Raw genomic sequence first — 16457 nt, 5'->3', positions numbered from 1 at the left:
GCTGACTTTTTGGTTAGTATTTTTGATACGCAAGATGTTTGTATTAATGGAGTATTTTCATGACGTTTTTTGTTCCTAAGGGTGCGTCGATTTTCGCCTCTTCTTTGTTGTTTGCTGCGATGGCGCAGGCTTCCACCATTGACTTGCGGGTCATGGAAACCACTGACATTCACATGAATTTGGTGGATTACGATTACTACGGCGATAAGCAAAGTGATGCGGTGGGGTTGTCTCGTGTGGCGACTTTGATCAAAGCGGCGCGTGCGGAAGTGACGAACTCTGTGTTGGTGGATAACGGTGACTTATTACAGGGTACGCCGTTGGGCGATTATGTTGCCAAAGGTCGAGTGCTGCGCTTTGGTGAGACGCATCCTGCATTTAAAGCGATGAACTTGTTGGATTACGATGTGGGTAATATCGGTAACCACGAATTTAACTATGGCTTAGACTTTTTAATGAAAAGTTTAAGCGGCGCTAATTTCCCTTACGTTAACTCTAACGTGTATGTGGACGATGGCGACAACGATGCGTCTAACGATCAGCCTTACTTCCAGCCTTATATCATTAAAGACAAAACTTTCGTCGATTCCGACGGCAAAAAGCAAACAGTTAAAATAGGTTACATTGGTTTTGTACCGCCACAAATTATGACGTGGGATAAGGACAATTTAACTCATAAAGTCATTGCCAAAGATATTATCGAAACAGCCAATAAATACGTTCCTGAAATGAAAGCCAAAGGTGCGGATGTGATTATCGCGATTCCACACAGTGGCATGATGAACTCGCCTTATATGAAGGGCGAGGAAAACGCTTCTTATCATTTGGCGAAGGTTGACGGTATCGATGCGATTTTGTTTGGCCACTCTCATCGCATCTTTCCTGGCGACAAAGCATTAGATGCTTTCGAAGGTGTGGATGGTGAAAAAGGTACGGTATTTGGTAAGCCTGCGACTATGCCGGGGTTTTGGGGGTCTCACCTTGGGGTGATTGATTTGAAGCTTGAGCCAGCTGGCGATGGCTGGAAAGTTGCCGATGGCAAAGCTGAAGTGCGTGCCATTGCTCGTCGTGAAGGACGTAAGACAGTGCCATTAGTTGAAGCAGATGTTGCTGTGAATGAGGCGGTTGAAACGGAGCATGAAGGTACTCTGGCCTATATGCGTCGTAAAGTGGGTGAATCCACAGCTGACATCAATAGCTTCTTTGCGCTCGTGCAAGATGATCCATCGATCCAAATCGTGAACAATGCGCAGATTTGGTATGTGGAAAATATCGTTCGTGGTACGTCTTATGAAGGTTTGCCAATCTTGTCTGCCGCAGCACCGTTCAAGGCTGGTGGTCGCGGTGGCCCAGAGTATTACACCGATGTGCCAAAAGGTGACATTGCGCTGAAAAACGTCAGCGATTTGTACATTTATCCTAATGACTTAAAAGTGGTGAAATTGACTGGTGAGCAAGTGGTTGAGTGGTTAGAAGCGGCGGCTGGGCAGTTTAACCAGATTGACCCTAACTCGACTGAACCTCAAAGCTTGGTAAATGCGTCTTTCCCTACCTATAACTTTGATGTGATCGATGGCATTTCTTATCGTATCGATGTGACTCAACCCGCTCGTTACAATGCGGATGGTGAAGTGGTAAATAAAGACGCACATCGTATTACTAAGGCGATGTTCAATGGCGAGCCATTAAGAGCAACAGATGAGTTCTTGATCGCAACTAATAATTATCGCGCTGGTGGTGGCGGGCATTTCCCTAACCTTAATGGTGAGACTATTGTGATTGATGCGCCAGATAAGAACCGTGATGTGGTGGCAAATTACTTATTGAGCCAAAAGACTATTAATCCTGCCGCTGACGGCAATTGGTCGTTCACCGATTTTGGTAAAGCAAAAGTCTTGTTTACAAGCTCGCCAAAAGCAAAAGAAGCCGCAGCTAAAAATATGACTTATCAGTCTTTAGATGACAATGGTTTTGCCATCTTTCAAATTAAATAGCTTTGTTGAAATAGAAAGATGCGTCTGAACGAAAACGCCTGCTAGGATTTAGCAGGCGTTTTTGCTAATAGCTTTTCTAAATTTTGTAAAGCTATAAAGCTAAATATAATATCCAACTTCGACACGCTGTTTTAGCTAGTGCATGCCGTCATTGAACTGGCACGTGAGGATAGTTAGCGCATGTAATATTCTCTTTCCAAGAAGTCATAATGTTCCTTGTCCCGTTGCTCTTGAATGTCTTCTTTTATTTTTTCTGAGCAGCTATTACAAGCTTGATAGAAGTCATATCCATATGTGTTGTGTAAAATTACTTCTCCCTCGCAAAGATCGGTATCAAAATATTGAGAAATTGGTTCCAATTCATGTTCAAAGAATAGCTCATGGCAACTTGGACACTCCTGAAGTTCATCTTTAAAGGTACATGCATAGCAGGTATCTAGGCCGTCATAGACCACAAAAGTATCAGACAAACAATTTGGGCAAGTCCAAATGTCATTACTTGGAATTCCTTGCTCTTCAGTCCTTTGCAAAGCATTTTTAATTAGGGCCTCTTTCGACTTTTCGATTGCTAGCAACTCTTCGTGCACTTCCTTTGGAAGTATGTCCTCGATTTGTCGGCTAAGATGAACTCTTTGAATTTTAATATAGAGCTCTAAAACTTTTAGAAACTGTGCTTGAGCATGATCAATGGATAGCTCGAAGTCTGAGTGGGTTATATTGTTTCGAAGCTTTATCGCAGAACTCATTCCTTCTAGCTCTTGCTTGGAAAATAAAATGTTGCCTATATTCTTATCTGCTAACCTTTCAATAGCTTTTGTAATGCTTATAGTGTGTTTTGGATTATCGATATTCTCGTAGATTAAAATCGGATGTATATCTCTGAGCATTGCTTTAAGCGTGAGCTCTAAAGACTGAACCAAATTTAAGATAGCGAATTGCCAATGCCTAATATCGTCTTCTGCACCTATAGCCTTTTGAGCTGCTTCAACAAAGAAAGCGTGGCTGTTCTCAATAAGATCTAATTTAATTGATCTAGCATTCATCATAGGCCTCATAAATACTATTTATGCTTTATTTAATGAAATGAAGTTCATCATGTCATTCTTTCAGCTGTTAGTGAATTATGTCTTCTTAATATCACGCTTTTTCTACACAGCTACCAAAACAGTAAGTTTGATGATGCCAGCTAAGCTAACTATCTGAGATAGTGCGAGGATGTCGTCCTCGATAGATAAGCGTTGGTTGGTATGTAAAACGCAACAAAGGCCTCCGAAGAGGCCTTTAAAATAATGGTAAAGTTTACGATTAACGCTGTTTGGTTTCAAATTCTGGGTGAATCCAAACGGGCGCATTTAGGCTTGGCAAGGTGTCTTTACCAAGTATCATGTCGGCGGCTCTTTCTGCCACCATGATAGTTGGCGCATTCAAATTGCCATTGGTGATGGTTGGGAAGATAGACGAATCCACCACGCGTAGGCTTTCGATACCGCGGACTTGGCATTGCTCGTTTAGAACAGCCATTGGGTCGTTGTCATCGCCCATCTTACAAGTACAAGATGGATGATAAGCACTTTCCACGTTCTCTTTTACCCATTGGTCGATTTCTTCATCGCTCTGAATATTCATGCCTGGCTGAATTTCATCACCACGGTATTCGTCTAGCGCCGATTGTTGCAATACTTCGCGAGTTAGGCGGATGGTATCGCGCCAATCTTGCTTGTCTTGCTCGGTCGAAATGTAGTTAAACAAGATACGCGGTTTCGCAGCTGGATTAGCAGACTCGATCCATAACTTACCACGGCTTTCTGGCTTGTTTGGTCCAACATGTACTTGGAAACCATGACCTTTCACGGCGGCTTGTCCATCGTAGCGCATGGCAGCTGGCAAGAAGTGATATTGAATGTTTGGCCATTTCAGTCCAGCGCGCGAGCGAATAAAACCACAAGATTCAAAGTGGTTAGTTGCACCCAGTCCGGTTTTAAATAACATCCAGCGGGTACCAATCAAGCCTTTGCTGATCAAGCCAAGTCTGCTGTTTAGCGTCACGGGTTGTTTGCAGTAGTACTGGAAATAGACTTCCAAATGGTCTTGCAGGTTTTCACCTACGCCCGGTAATTCATGAACCACAGGCACGCCGGCTTTTTCCAAGACGTCTTTTGGACCTACGCCAGACAGTTGTAATAACTGTGGTGAACCAACCGAGCCAGCCGATAGAATCACTTCTTTGCTGGCATTGGCTTGTTGAGTTTGGCCGTTTTTACTGAACTCAATGCCCGTGGCGGTTTTGCCATTGGCCTTTCCATTTGCAAAGAGGACTTTATGGCTTAACACCCCAGTTTTGAGAGTTAGGTTAGGGCGCTTCATAGCACGACGTAAGTAGGCGTTAGCTGTAGATGCACGCACGCCATTTTTAACCGTCATGTGCATGGGACCAAAACCTTCTTGGCGGAAGCCATTGTAATCTTCCGTTTTGCCGTAGCCGGCTTCTTCGCCAGCATCGATAAAGGCTTGGTAAAGCGGGTTGTAGGTCATGTCGTTGCCGTTGTTGGTCGACAATGGGCCATTGCCGCCACGGTATAAGTCCGCGCCGCCTTTCCATGTTTCGGCTTTTTTGAAATAGGGTAGGCAAGATTGGTAGTTCCAGCCTTTGGCGCCGTTTTCTTCCCATTGGTCGAAATCACAAGCGTGACCACGCACATAAACCATGCCGTTGATAGACGATGAACCGCCTAGTACTTTGCCGCGTGGACAATGCATTTCACGGCCATCAAGGCCGGGTTCTTTTTCGGTATGAAATTGCCAAGCGTATTTGTTGGTATTCATGGGATAAGACAAAGCGGTTGGCATTTGGATAAAGACGCTCTTATCTGAGCCACCCATTTCCAGCAACAGCACTTTGTGTTCGCCACTTTCGGTTAGTCGGTCCGCTAACACACAGCCTGCAGAGCCAGCACCGACAATGATGTAATCGTACGTTTCGTTTGCCATGACCTTTTCTCATTTAATAAGAGCCTCTTTTATTGGGAGACTCGTTTAGTAAGAGTCTCGCCTAGTAAGGACTTTGAATGTCGTTTAGATCAACAAAGACGCTCTTGTTTTGTGTGTAGTGGTACAGAGTCTCAATGCCGTTTTCACGACCGATACCAGATTGTTTGTAGCCGCCTACTGGCATTTCAGCCGGTGAAGCGCCCCATGAGTTGATCCAGCAAATACCGGCCTGTAATTGATTGATGACGCGATGTGCGCGAGCGAAGTCCTTGGTAAAGACGCCAGCAGCTAAGCCAAGTTTAGTATCGTTAGCGTGGGCAATCACTTCGTCTTCATCTGTGAAGCTTAGTACTGACATAACAGGGCCGAAGATTTCATCGCGTACTTGTGGCATGTCGTCGGTGCAATCGGTAAATACTGTTGGTGCCACAAAGGCGCCTTTGTCTAAGCCATTTTCAGTGACTTGGTAACCGCCGCATAACAAGGTTGCACCAGCGTCTTTGGCCGCTTGGATGTAGCCCAAGACTTTTTGCATGTGATCTTTGGAGATCAGCGCGCCTACTTGCGTGTCCATGTCCATTGGGTCACCAATGATCATGGCTTCGGTGCGCTCTTTTAGTTCTTTGGTAAAAGCGTCTAGCATGTCCGCATGAACGAATACGCGAGTACCGTTGGTGCAGACTTCCCCTTGGGTGTAGAAGTTAGCCAACATGGCAGCAGAAACGGCTTGATCCACTGGCATATCAGGGAAGATGATCATTGGCGATTTACCGCCAAGCTCCATGGTGACTTGCTTCAAAGATTGTGCTGAAGCGGCCATGACTTTTTTGCCTGTGCCCACTTCACCAGTGAAAGAGACTTTGTCGATGTCTGGGTGGTTGGTGATCAATTGCCCTGTACGCGCATCACCTTGAATGACGTTAAAAACACCATCGGGCAAACCTGCTTCAGTGAAGATCTCCGCCAATTTCAGTGCGGTTAATGGTGTTTCTTCTGACGGTTTGAAAATCATTGCATTGCCCGCCGCAAGCGCAGGACCTGATTTCCACATGGCGATTTGAATCGGGTAGTTCCATGCACCAATACCAGCACAAATACCGAGAGGCTCGCGGCGTGTGTAGAAGAAGTTGCCATTGCCAAGGTCTTGATAATCGCCTTGGATTTTATCGGTTAGCCCAGCGTAGTACTCGATCACATCGGCACCAGTTTGGATATCAACCACAATGGCTTCTTGAAGTGGCTTACCAGTGTCCAATACTTCCAGACGAGCAAGCTCTTCGTTGTTTTCACGCAATAGTTCAGCGGCTTTTTTAAGGATGCGTCCGCGTTCAACTGGGCTCATTGCAGCCCATACCTTTTGACCTTGTTTTGCAGACTCAACAGCAGCATCTAACTCAGCTTGTCCTGCGTGCTCAACTGTTGCAATCACTTCGCCTGTCGCTGGGTTGATTGTCTCAAAGTGTTCACCGCTGGTGGATGCATGGTAGCGGCCATGAATGTATTGCTGCTGATGTGCCATGATGTGCCTCTTTATGTCTGTTTCAAGGCTCTGTTTAGAGTCATTGAGATATTTAAGTTTTTATTAAACGCGCGTTTAATAAAAACAATTGTACATATTTTGACTATGAATTGCAGCTCGAATCCATTAAATCGTGGTTTTGGGGCAAAAAGATGACGGTATAATGTGAAGCGCTTTGGTGATTGGGTTCAGGATTGTTGAACGCAGAAGCTCCCTCAAAGCAAGATGTTGAGAGAGGCGAGCGTCTCGGCTTAAAGCCTAAAAGCGAGACGCACTGATTGAAGTGCTATAAACGTTACGAAACGCTATTACAGGCTGATGACGCCGTTTGTGTCATAGCTTATTGGGCTTGGAACGTAAGCGTCAGCCATGTCATCATTTAACCATTCTGTGCCATCTAGAACATAACGAAATTGGTACGAGGTTTCGATGCCCAAGTTAAGCGTCGACACAAAATCGCCAGACTTCTGTTTTTTCATCGGGTTGGCTGTGCAGTCCCAATTATTGAAGTCACCAACGACAGCAACGCTTTTTGCATCACCAATTGCTTCAGCAGGTAAAGCGAATTTCACTTTGCATTCGGGTTTAGTTTTTAAATAAGTTTTTTCAATCATTTTCAGCTCCATGATCTAGGATAGACAAATGTGTAAAGCTACGACAAAAGCCCGAGGTTAGATGAAACGTGCTTTTAAAACGTACTCTTTGAATAGGCTCGTTAAAAAAGGCTCTCTAAGAAGACTCTTTTTTAATGGTAAAGCAAAGCCTACGCCATATTTACTAACTGATTAATCCCAAAACAAAAAACGGTTTATTTTTAGTCTGGGTTTATCTTCTTCGATCCATTTTAGTATCAATCAAGACACTAAATGCGCTATTTCAGGGCTTACCACATTTATACAAACTTAAGACGTAAATTCACATTTAAACGTATTTTCATGTCCTATACTCAAATGACACCAACAAAAATAATGAGGTGTTTTATGGATATTCAAATGGTCGTTCTTATTGTGTTAAGCATTATGCTGGTCATTAAAATTGTTTATCTGGTTGTCTTTAAACGCCCAGAACAACAGGATGATGAGCACTCCCATGACCATCACTCACATAGTCATCATTCACATGGCCGTCACTATCGTGGACATCACCATGATTCGTGATAGCTAATTATGGTTGCGTACCGTCATTGTGACCTCGGTAACGTTTGTTTTTCGCTTCTTTGACTGTATTTAGGTCTACTAGGACTAAACCGTCAACACAGTAGCCAAAGTCGGCATCGACACCAAAGTCCAAGAAGCGAACTCCACCAGGTTCACATAATTCGCTGTATTGTTTGAACAGTGTTGGTACGCTGGCGCCAAAGTGGCTGAGTTGTTCTTTTAATATTCTAAAGTCTTCTTCATAGTTATCGCCGCTGAACATGGCTGAAATGATGTCAGAGTGTTCTGCATTGACTTGATAAGGCGTAAACGATCGCGCTAAATGTTCTTTGTCGGCATAATAGAGTTTGTAGAAGGAGACAATAAAATCCTTCGCTACTTGTGGGTAGCTGTTGCTTAGACTGACAGGCCCAAACATGTAGCGGATTTCAGGGTGTCTGTCTAAATACGCGCCAATACCGTACCACAAATAATCTAAGCTGCGTTTGCCCCAATATTTAGGCTGGATAAAGCTACGTCCAAGTTCTATACCTTGTTCAAAGTAGGGCTCCATATCGCAAGAGTATTGGAACAGTTCTGCGCTGTAGATACGATTTGGTGTGTCTGACTTCATGTAACGTGCAACTTCACCTATTCGATATGCGCCAACGATTTCTAGCTCTTCTTCATCCCATAGGATCAAATGGCGATAGTATTGATCGAACTTGTCTAAATCAGAACGCTCGCCAGTACCTTCACCTACTTTACGAAAGGCGATTTCACGTAAACGTCCAATTTCTTTCATCGTCACCGACATTGGGTCGTAATCAAACAGGTAAATTTGTTTGTTATCTTTGGTGCTGCCAAGGTGCTCGGCGATTTTCAGCTCTTGTTTGATCATTTGTCTGTTTTGCGGGTGCTCAACCGTTTTTTCTGTTTTGAGCAGTGGCTTCTTGCCTTTAGCGATACGGTACAAATGACGTTTTACCAGTTTATTCTTTTCTTTGTCGCTTAATGGTAGTTGTGCCAGTTCTTGAATCGGAATGGCTTGACCCACCTGCATGGGAATTTTACGGTTGCGCTGGCGGAACATCTCGTTTGCTAGCTGCAGGGTAGATAGTGGACGATACAAAATGGAGCTGGTGTAAAACAACATGGAATTACGTCCGCCAATATGAACAGGTAATAGCGGGCTGTTGGTTTTTTGCGCCAGTTTTAGATAGTTTTGATTCCAGTGTTGATCTTTAACACCGCTTGGCGACATTCGCGACACTTCACCTGCCGGAAAAATAATTACGGCTTCTTCGTTGTGCAAGCAGCTCATAATGGCTTTAAGTTGTTGGCGTCCTGTTTTGCCGCCTAGGTTATCCACAGGAAGAACCAGTTGTTTTAAGCCATCAAACCCCATTAACAGATCGTTAGCGACGATTTTCACGTCTGGACGAATTTCACCGATTAACCGGAGTAAGGCGAGGCCATCTAAAGCGCCAAGAGGGTGATTGGCGATGATCATCACGCGTCCACTGGCGGGAATGTTTCGACGGTCTACTTGGCTCACTTGATAACTAAAGTTGAAGTGATCCAGTACACGATCAATAAATTCGAAGCCGACACAGCCGTAGTTTTTTTCCAGGAATTGGTTTACTTCGCTTTCGTGGAATAAGCGTTTTAGCACACTTAACGTTGGGCGAGTGATAAGAGGGCTTTTGTCGAAAAACTGAGGTGATTTACTGGCAATCATTTGCTCGACTTGTATCACAGTAGTGCTCCGCTCTAATAAGTTTTTGTGTATCTTATTAGAGAGAGTAGAACGTCAATATGACAGAGTCGTGACGGTTATGTGGCGAATAAATGACTCGTTAATAAAAGCCTTTCGTGACTACTTTGTTCGTCAATGCTTTGTTTAAAATGGTGGAATAGATTAAATCGGCGCGTGTTCTGTCTTTATCAGTTAACTGATTGGCGTGTTATCTTCATCTGTTTCTTCTTCAAACTTATAAAAGAAGTTCCACAAACAATATAACGTGATGCCTGCTGCAACCATGGCCCAGATAGGTTCATTCGATACCCATTCAAGAATCGCCCACGCAACACAAAATAAAGTTACTACTACTCTACGCCATTTAGGACGAAAAAAAGCGCGATCTGATTCGGTAAGCATAATGTTCCTCTATCTATGCTGTTAAATTGTTATTTTAGGTTTTGTGTATAAATAGGGAAATAATAGATAACTATTTGATTCGCCAACCTAATTGCTTTTTAAAGTAATTCTAAAATAGCGTCTATAGAGTTGGCGTACAAACGAAAATAGCGAGGGATATTTACTATGAGTAAAGTATCCCTAAAGCTTATTGCGCTTTCGTTTTGCTATTTCCTAGGGAAATATGACGTGATCCTGTTAGCTGAGATTGTCCACTAACTCCTGAATCGATTTTATCTATGTGTCCACCGCGAGCTAGAAACTCTTGCATTTGCTTTTCAATGGATTCTGAAGTCTCCGAAGCAGCCGGCTGTTTCTTCTTAGTTGCCATGATAAATAGTCCTTGTTTTTAGATTGAACAAGGACTATACCAGATTTTCACAAAATTTGCTTGTTATTGGCTAACGTCTGCAATCGTGTGGCTATCTTTAGCATTGAGACCAATGTCATGTTGTTTTATCTACTTGAATGAGGATGGTAACGACGAATAATTGGGTTCAATAGTCGTGTTAACCAACCAGTAAATTCAATCGGTGCGTCCAACACTGTTAGGCAGATGCATTCCGCGTCTTTGGTGACGATTGGCTTATGTTTATGGCTGGCATCACGATTGATAAAATCGCCTTGGCGATAAACTCCGCTTTCATCAGAAAAAGCGCCCTCTAAAACTAAGGTAATTTCATCGCCAGTATGAGTGTGAGTTGGCATGTGAGCACCAGCTTTAACTCTGGTCAGAGCAATTTGTGCGCCGCCTTCTTCGTTATAAAGCGTAGCGATTTTAAATGAAGGTGAAAGACGCATCCAATTTAAGTCATCGTAGCTCTTCTTAATAAACTGACGAAGACTCTTCGGAACGGTGTAGTTACCCCAATCAATCGCTGTTGGCTCTTCTTCTGTCTTCAAGAGATCGCTTTTTTGCTCAGCTTGTGCGTTTATTTTTTCGAAAAAGCTGTCTTTCAAATTGCTAAGTTGACGGCTGTCGGCTTTAGTTTGATCGAATAGGTGTGAACCAAGCATTTCCAACTTGCGGATTTGCTGTTGGCATTCATGGCAACGTTCTAGATGCGTAGATACACATAAAGAATGCGCTAATGGTAATGAGCCGGCAGCATAGTCGGTCAGTATTTCAATCGATGGATGGTAGTTAATCATCGATACTACCTCTTAACGTAAATAGTGAGTTTGTGCAAAGCAAGCCGAACTCGAGACTTAATCGTCCCAAGTGGAAGAGATAGCTCTTCTGCTGCTTCTTTGTGGGTTTTGCCTTCTAAGTAGACTTTGGCCAAAACCTGTTTTTGATCCGCTGGCAATTTATCTAAGCCTTGCTGGATGCGTTCCTGATCTCTTTTTTGTTGGGCATCTTTGAATGGATCGGCATTTTCATCGACCACATTTTGCCAAAGATACTCAGGGTCAATATCAGACTGATGACGACTGTTCTTACGCAAGTAATCAATACGTGCGTTTCTTGCTAGCGTAAAAACCCAAGTATTCAACGATGCGGATTCCGGTTTGTAGGTATGAGCCTTATTCCAGATGCGAATCATCACTTCTTGAGCAATATCATCAGCCATTAAATTGGCGCCAGGTTGTGCTGCGAGACAGAAGGCTCTTAATTTCGGAACATAGTAATCAAACAGGCGAGCGAGCGCGGCTTGATCTCTGTGCTCCGCAATAGCAAGCATATCTGCTACGCGTTGTTCATCTGGTTCTATTTGTATTGCGCGTTCCATTTATTGCTCCAAAAGGAAGGCTGACATGTCGTTTCTCAAATATACGTGCTAATCAGAAGGATGGATCACATTCGTCTTTTTTAATAGTAAAAACATTTGTACTTTTAAATAGGTAAAAATAGCGGGTGTGAAAAATCTTACTTTTCAGACCATCTATTTTAAAAAGAGTGATCCATAATTTGTTTAAACACGTTTAATGGGAATAAATGAAATGAATCGATTTCGATCAATTCTCCAGATCAAGATGGCTAAGGTAAGTGATGGGCATGACGGACTCTAAAATGGATCCCAATTCTTTGTTAATAGAACGTTTCAAAGCGTTTTATCTTGATGTAAAGCATCCTAAGCTCGACAAAATAGATGACGTATATACAGAAGATGTATTGTTTAAAGATCCTGTCCATGAATTACGTGGTGCAGAAAACTTACATGCTTATTTGTCTGAGATGTGTGTCAACGTTCACAGTGGCCGTTTTGAATACTTGGACCAAATTGTGTCCGAGAATACAGCGTACATAAAATGGAATATGCATTTTAAACACCCAAAACTCGGCAATAAAACCATTACGGTGCGTGGCATTAGTCAGGTGCAATTTAACGAGCGTATTTATTTCCATGAAGATGTTTATGACCTTGGCCAGTTGATTTATGAACATGTGCCTTTGTTGGGTGCTGTGGTGAAAGGCTTAAAAAAGCGCCTAGCGAACTAAGGAGAGTCTCATGAGTCAGGCAGTGGATAGAAAAGTCGTTTGGATAACCGGAGCGAGTTCAGGTATTGGTCTTGCGTTGACCAAACGTTATTTAGATGACGGTTGGAGGGTATTAGCCAGTGCGCGCAAGCAAGGCGAGCTAGAGCCTCTAATAGACAAACACCAACATTTAACATTTATTCCTTTTGATATAACGGATGACAGTCAAATGGATTCCGTCCGAGATACACTGAGTTCATATTCTGCCCATTTAGACTGTGCGGTATTAAACGCAGGTACCTGTGAGTATTTGGATATGACGGACACTGATCCAGATTGGAAAATGATGGATCGTATTATGTCGGTTAACTTTATTGGTTTGGTGAATAGTGTCGAAGTGTGTTTGCCATTGCTGAAGAAATCCTTACGTCCGCATTTGATTGGTGTGAGTTCTCAAGCCGTACAGGCTGCTTTTCCGCAAGCTGAAGCCTATGGTGCAAGTAAAGCCGCTATTCGATATTTCTTATCTTCTTTGCGCATGGATTTGAAGCAATTCAATGTCGATGTCACCTGTTTATTGCCGGGTTTTGTTGATACGCCTTTGACGCAGAAAAACACCTTTTCTATGCCGTTTCTAATGTCACCGGATGATGCTGCAAAACGCATGTTCAGTGCACTAGAGTCTCGTCCATTTGAGTACGCCTTTCCAAAACGGCTAACGGCCATGTTGTGGGCAGGAAGACATTTCCCAAAATTATGGTTATCGATGTTGGCGCCAAAAACTAAATAACGATTTCAAATCTAAAAACACCAGTTCAGCTGGTAATAACAAAATATGTTTTAAGGGGACAATGAGTGAAAATTGCCATTATTGGATCAGGGATTTCCGGTCTAACCAGCGCTTATCTTTTACAGCAGCAACATGATGTGACGGTGTTTGAATCTGCAGAGCGGATCGGCGGCCATACTGCGACCGTACAAGTAGAAGAAGCAGGGAGTACTCGGGCAATTGATACTGGCTTTATTGTCTTTAATGACTGGACTTACCCAAACTTCATTCGTTTGATGGACGAGCTAGGGGTGAAATCTAAAGCAACAGAAATGAGCTTTAGCGTCAGCTGTCAGCGTAGTGGATTAGAGTATGGTGGAAACAACTTAAACACCTTGTTTGCTCAGCGTCGAAACCTATTGAACTTCTCTTTTATTGGCATGTTAAAAGACATCTTACGTTTTAATAAAGAAGCCATTTTGGACCTAGAAAGTGGCCAGTTAAAAGAAGGCGTGACGCTTGGCGAATATCTAAAAGAAAAGGGTTACGGTAGCCGCTTTGCGAGCCATTATTTGATTCCTATGGGAAGCGCTATTTGGTCATCAACACTTGATGAAATGATGGAGTTTCCTTTGGTGTTCTTCGTTCGCTTCTTTAAGAATCATGGTTTATTGAGCGTTAATGATCGGCCGCAATGGCGAGTAATCGAAGGAGGTTCTTCGGCGTATTTACAGCCTTTGGTAGAAAAGTTCAAAGACAGAATCCAGCTTGGGGCAGATATTACTCAAGTGCATCGCTCTGAGGATAAAGTCATCATTCACTTTGGTGATGGCTCAGCACAGATTTTTGATCAAGTGGTGTTCGCTTGTCATAGTGACGAAGCCTTGGCTTTGTTGGCAGACCCTTCCCCAGACGAGCAAGCCGTTTTGGGTGCGATTCCTTATCGAAATAACGACGTGGTACTTCATACCGATACGCGACTGTTGCCGAAGAAAAAATTGGCCTGGTCGAGCTGGAATTATCACCTCGGCACGGATCGAACTAAACCTGCAACCCTTAGCTACAACATGAATATTCTGCAGCATTTTTCCAGCGACACGACTTATGTGGTGACTTTGAATCAGACCGACATGATCGCGGAAGACAAAATAGTTGGGCGCTTTCAGTACTCACATCCTACCTTTACCTTGGAAGGCATCAAAGCACAGGATCGTTGGTCAGATATAAATGGCGTAAACAAGACATGGTTCTGTGGTGCCTATTGGCGCAATGGTTTTCATGAAGATGGTTGTTGGAGCGGTGTTCGTGTCGCTAATGGACTTGGTGTTTCATGGTAGATTTTGTTCCTAAGCACAGTGCTATTTATCATGGAATGGTGAGGCATCGTCGTTTTACTCCGCGCTCCCATGCCTTTCGCTATCGCGTCTTTATGATGTATTTTGATTTAGATGAGTTGGATGATGTACTGGCGATGAGCCCTTGGTGGTCGATGAAATCTTGGTCACTCGCTCGGTTTTCTCGAAAGGATTATTTCGGGGATGAGTCTTTGTCAATCAAACAAGCTGTATTGTCTGAAGTGAATGAGCGTTTGGGGCTGAGTTTATCTGGCTCAGTTCGCATGCTGACCAATTGTCGCTATTTCGGCTTCATTATTAACCCCATCACTATTTATTACTGCTTTGATGAAAGTGAGCAGCTGCAAGCTATGTTGCTTGAGGTAACTAACACACCTTGGAACGAAAAAATCCCTTACGTTTTAAAATGTGATCCAAGCGATCAAATGCAGCGTATTCAATTCAATAAGGCAATGCATGTGTCGCCTTTTCATCCGATGGAACATTTTTATGATTGGCGCAGCAATGTTCCGAATAAGAAGTTAGCTGTACACATGCAGAACAAAGAATTAGAGGGTGAGCAATGTGTGTTTGATGCCACATTGTCGCTGACTCGAATGACACTAACGTCAAGCTCCATGGCTAGGGTGCTGTTTAATTACCCTGTCATGACGATGAAAGTCGCATTCGGTATTTATTGGCAAGCACTTAAGCTTTGGATGAAGAAAGTACCTTTTTATTCACATCCGAATTCATCGTCTACCACTACTAAATTGAAATAATAAATTAAGTAGAACAAATGCATTAGGAGACTAACAAGTATGAACTCCGTCAGTATGGATAATCAAAAAGTGAGAAAAAATCGCACAACAACATGGTTTGATAATTTAGCCCGCAAAATGGTCTTTGCTATGCTGGGTAAATTGGAAGTGGGTCATCTTACGTTGGAAGAGAATGGTGAGACCTATTCTTTTGGTGAAGCGAAAGATAATACTCAATACATTGCTCATATTCATGTTCATGATATTCATGCTTACCGCGATGTGTTTTTAAACAGCAGTATCGGTGCTGGCGAAGCTTATATGAAAGGCTGGTGGTCTTCTTCAGACGTTGTTGGCGTTATTCGCTTGATGGTCGCTAACTTAAACCTGATTAATAAAATGGATGCTAAACGCCCAATTTGGAGCCGTATTGGTGCCAAAATTGTTCATAAGTTAAACGCCAATACTAAAAAAGGCTCTAAAGATAATATTTCTGCTCATTATGATTTGGGTAACGATTTTTTCTCTTTGTTTTTAGATCCTACCATGATGTATTCCTCGGCGGTTTATCCTCAGGTTAACTCTTCTTTAGAAGAAGCGTCGGTGAATAAACTGGATCGTATTTGCCAAAAGCTACAGCTTAGCGAAGATGATCATCTGTTAGAAATTGGAACGGGTTGGGGCGGCATGGCGATTCATGCGGCGAAGCATTATGGGTGCCAAGTAACCACGACGACTATTTCCAAAGAACAGTACGAATTTGCCAAAGCGCGGGTGGAAGCCGAAGGGTTGCAAGACAAAATCACTTTGTTACTCGAAGACTATCGAGATCTGCAAGGTCAATATGACAAACTTGTATCTATTGAAATGATCGAAGCGGTCGGCCACGAATACTACGACAGCTATTTTTCTAAGTGCAGTGCGCTCTTGAAACCACACGGTGTTATGGTGATTCAAGCTATTACTATCGCCGATCAGCGTTACGACTACGCACGCAGCTCTGTGGACTTTATTCAGCGTTACATCTTCCCAGGTGGTTGTTTGCCTTCTAACCAAGTGATTGCTCATAAGATTGCCTCTAAGACCGACATGCAGATCGTTGGATTAGAAGACATTACCGAACATTACGCGAAAACCCTTGCCGATTGGCGTACACGTTTTCATGCAGCACGTCGTGAAGTTACGGAGATGGGATTCGATGATGTGTTCTGCCGTATGTGGGATTTTTATCTGGCTTATTGTGAAGGTGGCTTTAAAGAGCGAGCCATTAGTACTGGGCAGTTTGTTTTTGCTAAACCAGATCATCGTTTGTCGATTGGCACTAAGTAAATGGA

The 16457-nt window shown here is 43.1% G+C and carries 16 protein-coding genes; 7 read left to right on the top strand and 9 right to left on the bottom strand.

Going from position 1 to position 16457, the window contains the following annotated elements:
- Window positions 1–59: 59 nt before the first annotated feature.
- On the top strand, window positions 60–1994 hold the full coding sequence (locus B6N13_RS18555; protein WP_169460256.1) for a bifunctional 2',3'-cyclic-nucleotide 2'-phosphodiesterase/3'-nucleotidase: 1935 nt from the start codon (window positions 60–62) through the stop codon (window positions 1992–1994).
- Window positions 1995–2167: 173 nt separating this feature from the next.
- Here the strand turns inward: B6N13_RS18555 and B6N13_RS18550 are convergent, their stop codons facing one another.
- From B6N13_RS18550 to B6N13_RS18535, 4 genes are all read right to left on the bottom strand, one after another.
- On the bottom strand, window positions 2168–3040 hold the full coding sequence (locus B6N13_RS18550) for a hypothetical protein (RefSeq protein WP_169460255.1): 873 nt from the start codon (window positions 3038–3040) through the stop codon (window positions 2168–2170).
- A 259-nt stretch (window positions 3041–3299) separates the two neighbouring features.
- Window positions 3300–4982 (bottom strand): choline dehydrogenase, encoded by a 1683-nt coding sequence (betA, locus tag B6N13_RS18545; protein ID WP_169460254.1) that lies wholly within the window; start codon window positions 4980–4982, stop codon window positions 3300–3302.
- A gap of 61 nt (window positions 4983–5043) precedes the next feature.
- A complete protein-coding gene (gene betB / locus B6N13_RS18540; RefSeq protein WP_169460253.1) occupies window positions 5044–6501 on the bottom strand; it encodes a betaine-aldehyde dehydrogenase in 1458 nt (485 codons plus the stop codon).
- A gap of 308 nt (window positions 6502–6809) precedes the next feature.
- The gene (locus B6N13_RS18535) at window positions 6810–7115 is read right to left on the bottom strand and encodes an isoamylase early set domain-containing protein (protein WP_012071740.1); all 306 of its coding nucleotides are present in this window, start codon (window positions 7113–7115) and stop codon (window positions 6810–6812) included.
- 366 nt (window positions 7116–7481) lie between these two features.
- Between B6N13_RS18535 and B6N13_RS18530 the strand changes: the two genes are divergently transcribed.
- Window positions 7482–7658, top strand: coding sequence for a hypothetical protein (locus B6N13_RS18530; protein WP_157036014.1), 177 nt, complete (start codon window positions 7482–7484; stop codon window positions 7656–7658).
- Between the two features lie 7 nt (window positions 7659–7665).
- Here the strand turns inward: B6N13_RS18530 and B6N13_RS18525 are convergent, their stop codons facing one another.
- The 5 genes from B6N13_RS18525 to B6N13_RS18505 all read right to left on the bottom strand — a co-directional run bounded on the left by B6N13_RS18525 (window position 7666) and on the right by B6N13_RS18505 (window position 11570).
- Complete coding sequence (locus B6N13_RS18525) at window positions 7666–9396, bottom strand: lysophospholipid acyltransferase family protein (protein ID WP_169460252.1); 1731 nt, start codon at window positions 9394–9396, stop codon at window positions 7666–7668.
- 192 nt (window positions 9397–9588) lie between these two features.
- The gene (locus B6N13_RS18520) at window positions 9589–9798 is read right to left on the bottom strand and encodes a hypothetical protein (RefSeq protein ID WP_012071738.1); all 210 of its coding nucleotides are present in this window, start codon (window positions 9796–9798) and stop codon (window positions 9589–9591) included.
- Between the two features lie 187 nt (window positions 9799–9985).
- On the bottom strand, window positions 9986–10168 hold the full coding sequence (locus tag B6N13_RS18515; protein WP_048814147.1) for a hypothetical protein: 183 nt from the start codon (window positions 10166–10168) through the stop codon (window positions 9986–9988).
- 125 nt (window positions 10169–10293) lie between these two features.
- On the bottom strand, window positions 10294–10989 hold the full coding sequence (locus B6N13_RS18510; RefSeq protein WP_012071737.1) for a ChrR family anti-sigma-E factor: 696 nt from the start codon (window positions 10987–10989) through the stop codon (window positions 10294–10296).
- 5 nt (window positions 10990–10994) lie between these two features.
- A complete protein-coding gene (locus B6N13_RS18505; protein WP_012071736.1) occupies window positions 10995–11570 on the bottom strand; it encodes a sigma-70 family RNA polymerase sigma factor in 576 nt (191 codons plus the stop codon).
- Between the two features lie 266 nt (window positions 11571–11836).
- Here B6N13_RS18505 and B6N13_RS18500 point away from each other — a divergent pair, with 266 nt between their 5' ends.
- From B6N13_RS18500 to B6N13_RS18480, 5 genes are all read left to right on the top strand, one after another.
- Window positions 11837–12280: a nuclear transport factor 2 family protein gene (locus B6N13_RS18500; protein ID WP_100186794.1), complete on the top strand. Its 444-nt coding sequence runs from the start codon at window positions 11837–11839 to the stop codon at window positions 12278–12280.
- A 10-nt stretch (window positions 12281–12290) separates the two neighbouring features.
- Window positions 12291–13049: an SDR family NAD(P)-dependent oxidoreductase gene (locus B6N13_RS18495; RefSeq protein ID WP_169460251.1), complete on the top strand. Its 759-nt coding sequence runs from the start codon at window positions 12291–12293 to the stop codon at window positions 13047–13049.
- A 65-nt stretch (window positions 13050–13114) separates the two neighbouring features.
- Window positions 13115–14365, top strand: a complete 1251-nt coding sequence (locus B6N13_RS18490; RefSeq protein ID WP_169460250.1) for an FAD-dependent oxidoreductase — start codon at window positions 13115–13117, stop codon at window positions 14363–14365.
- Complete coding sequence (locus tag B6N13_RS18485; RefSeq protein ID WP_169460249.1) at window positions 14359–15144, top strand: DUF1365 domain-containing protein; 786 nt, start codon at window positions 14359–14361, stop codon at window positions 15142–15144. The genes B6N13_RS18490 and B6N13_RS18485 overlap by 7 nt, the downstream gene beginning before the upstream one ends.
- Before the next feature lie 39 nt (window positions 15145–15183).
- Entirely contained in the window at window positions 15184–16452 is a 1269-nt protein-coding gene (locus B6N13_RS18480) for a cyclopropane-fatty-acyl-phospholipid synthase family protein (protein WP_012071731.1), read from the top strand.
- Window positions 16453–16457: the final 5 nt, after the last annotated feature.

The sequence above is a fragment of the Marinomonas sp. UCMA 3892 genome, from assembly GCF_012726345.1.
Classification (GTDB): Bacteria; Pseudomonadota; Gammaproteobacteria; order Pseudomonadales; family Marinomonadaceae; genus Marinomonas.
This window is presented reverse-complemented; position numbering and strand designations above follow the sequence as displayed.

Coding starts and splice junctions, on each gene's coding strand:
- B6N13_RS18555 (WP_169460256.1), top strand. CDS start 60: ATGACGTTTTTTGTTCCTAAGGGTGCGTCGATTTTCGCCTCTTCTTTG.
- B6N13_RS18550 (WP_169460255.1), bottom strand. CDS start 3,040: ATGATGAATGCTAGATCAATTAAATTAGATCTTATTGAGAACAGCCAC.
- betA (WP_169460254.1), bottom strand. CDS start 4,982: ATGGCAAACGAAACGTACGATTACATCATTGTCGGTGCTGGCTCTGCA.
- betB (WP_169460253.1), bottom strand. CDS start 6,501: ATGGCACATCAGCAGCAATACATTCATGGCCGCTACCATGCATCCACC.
- B6N13_RS18535 (WP_012071740.1), bottom strand. CDS start 7,115: ATGATTGAAAAAACTTATTTAAAAACTAAACCCGAATGCAAAGTGAAA.
- B6N13_RS18530 (WP_157036014.1), top strand. CDS start 7,482: ATGGATATTCAAATGGTCGTTCTTATTGTGTTAAGCATTATGCTGGTC.
- B6N13_RS18520 (WP_012071738.1), bottom strand. CDS start 9,798: ATGCTTACCGAATCAGATCGCGCTTTTTTTCGTCCTAAATGGCGTAGA.
- B6N13_RS18515 (WP_048814147.1), bottom strand. CDS start 10,168: ATGGCAACTAAGAAGAAACAGCCGGCTGCTTCGGAGACTTCAGAATCC.
- B6N13_RS18510 (WP_012071737.1), bottom strand. CDS start 10,989: ATGATTAACTACCATCCATCGATTGAAATACTGACCGACTATGCTGCC.
- B6N13_RS18505 (WP_012071736.1), bottom strand. CDS start 11,570: ATGGAACGCGCAATACAAATAGAACCAGATGAACAACGCGTAGCAGAT.
- B6N13_RS18500 (WP_100186794.1), top strand. CDS start 11,837: ATGACGGACTCTAAAATGGATCCCAATTCTTTGTTAATAGAACGTTTC.
- B6N13_RS18495 (WP_169460251.1), top strand. CDS start 12,291: ATGAGTCAGGCAGTGGATAGAAAAGTCGTTTGGATAACCGGAGCGAGT.
- B6N13_RS18485 (WP_169460249.1), top strand. CDS start 14,359: ATGGTAGATTTTGTTCCTAAGCACAGTGCTATTTATCATGGAATGGTG.
- B6N13_RS18480 (WP_012071731.1), top strand. CDS start 15,184: ATGAACTCCGTCAGTATGGATAATCAAAAAGTGAGAAAAAATCGCACA.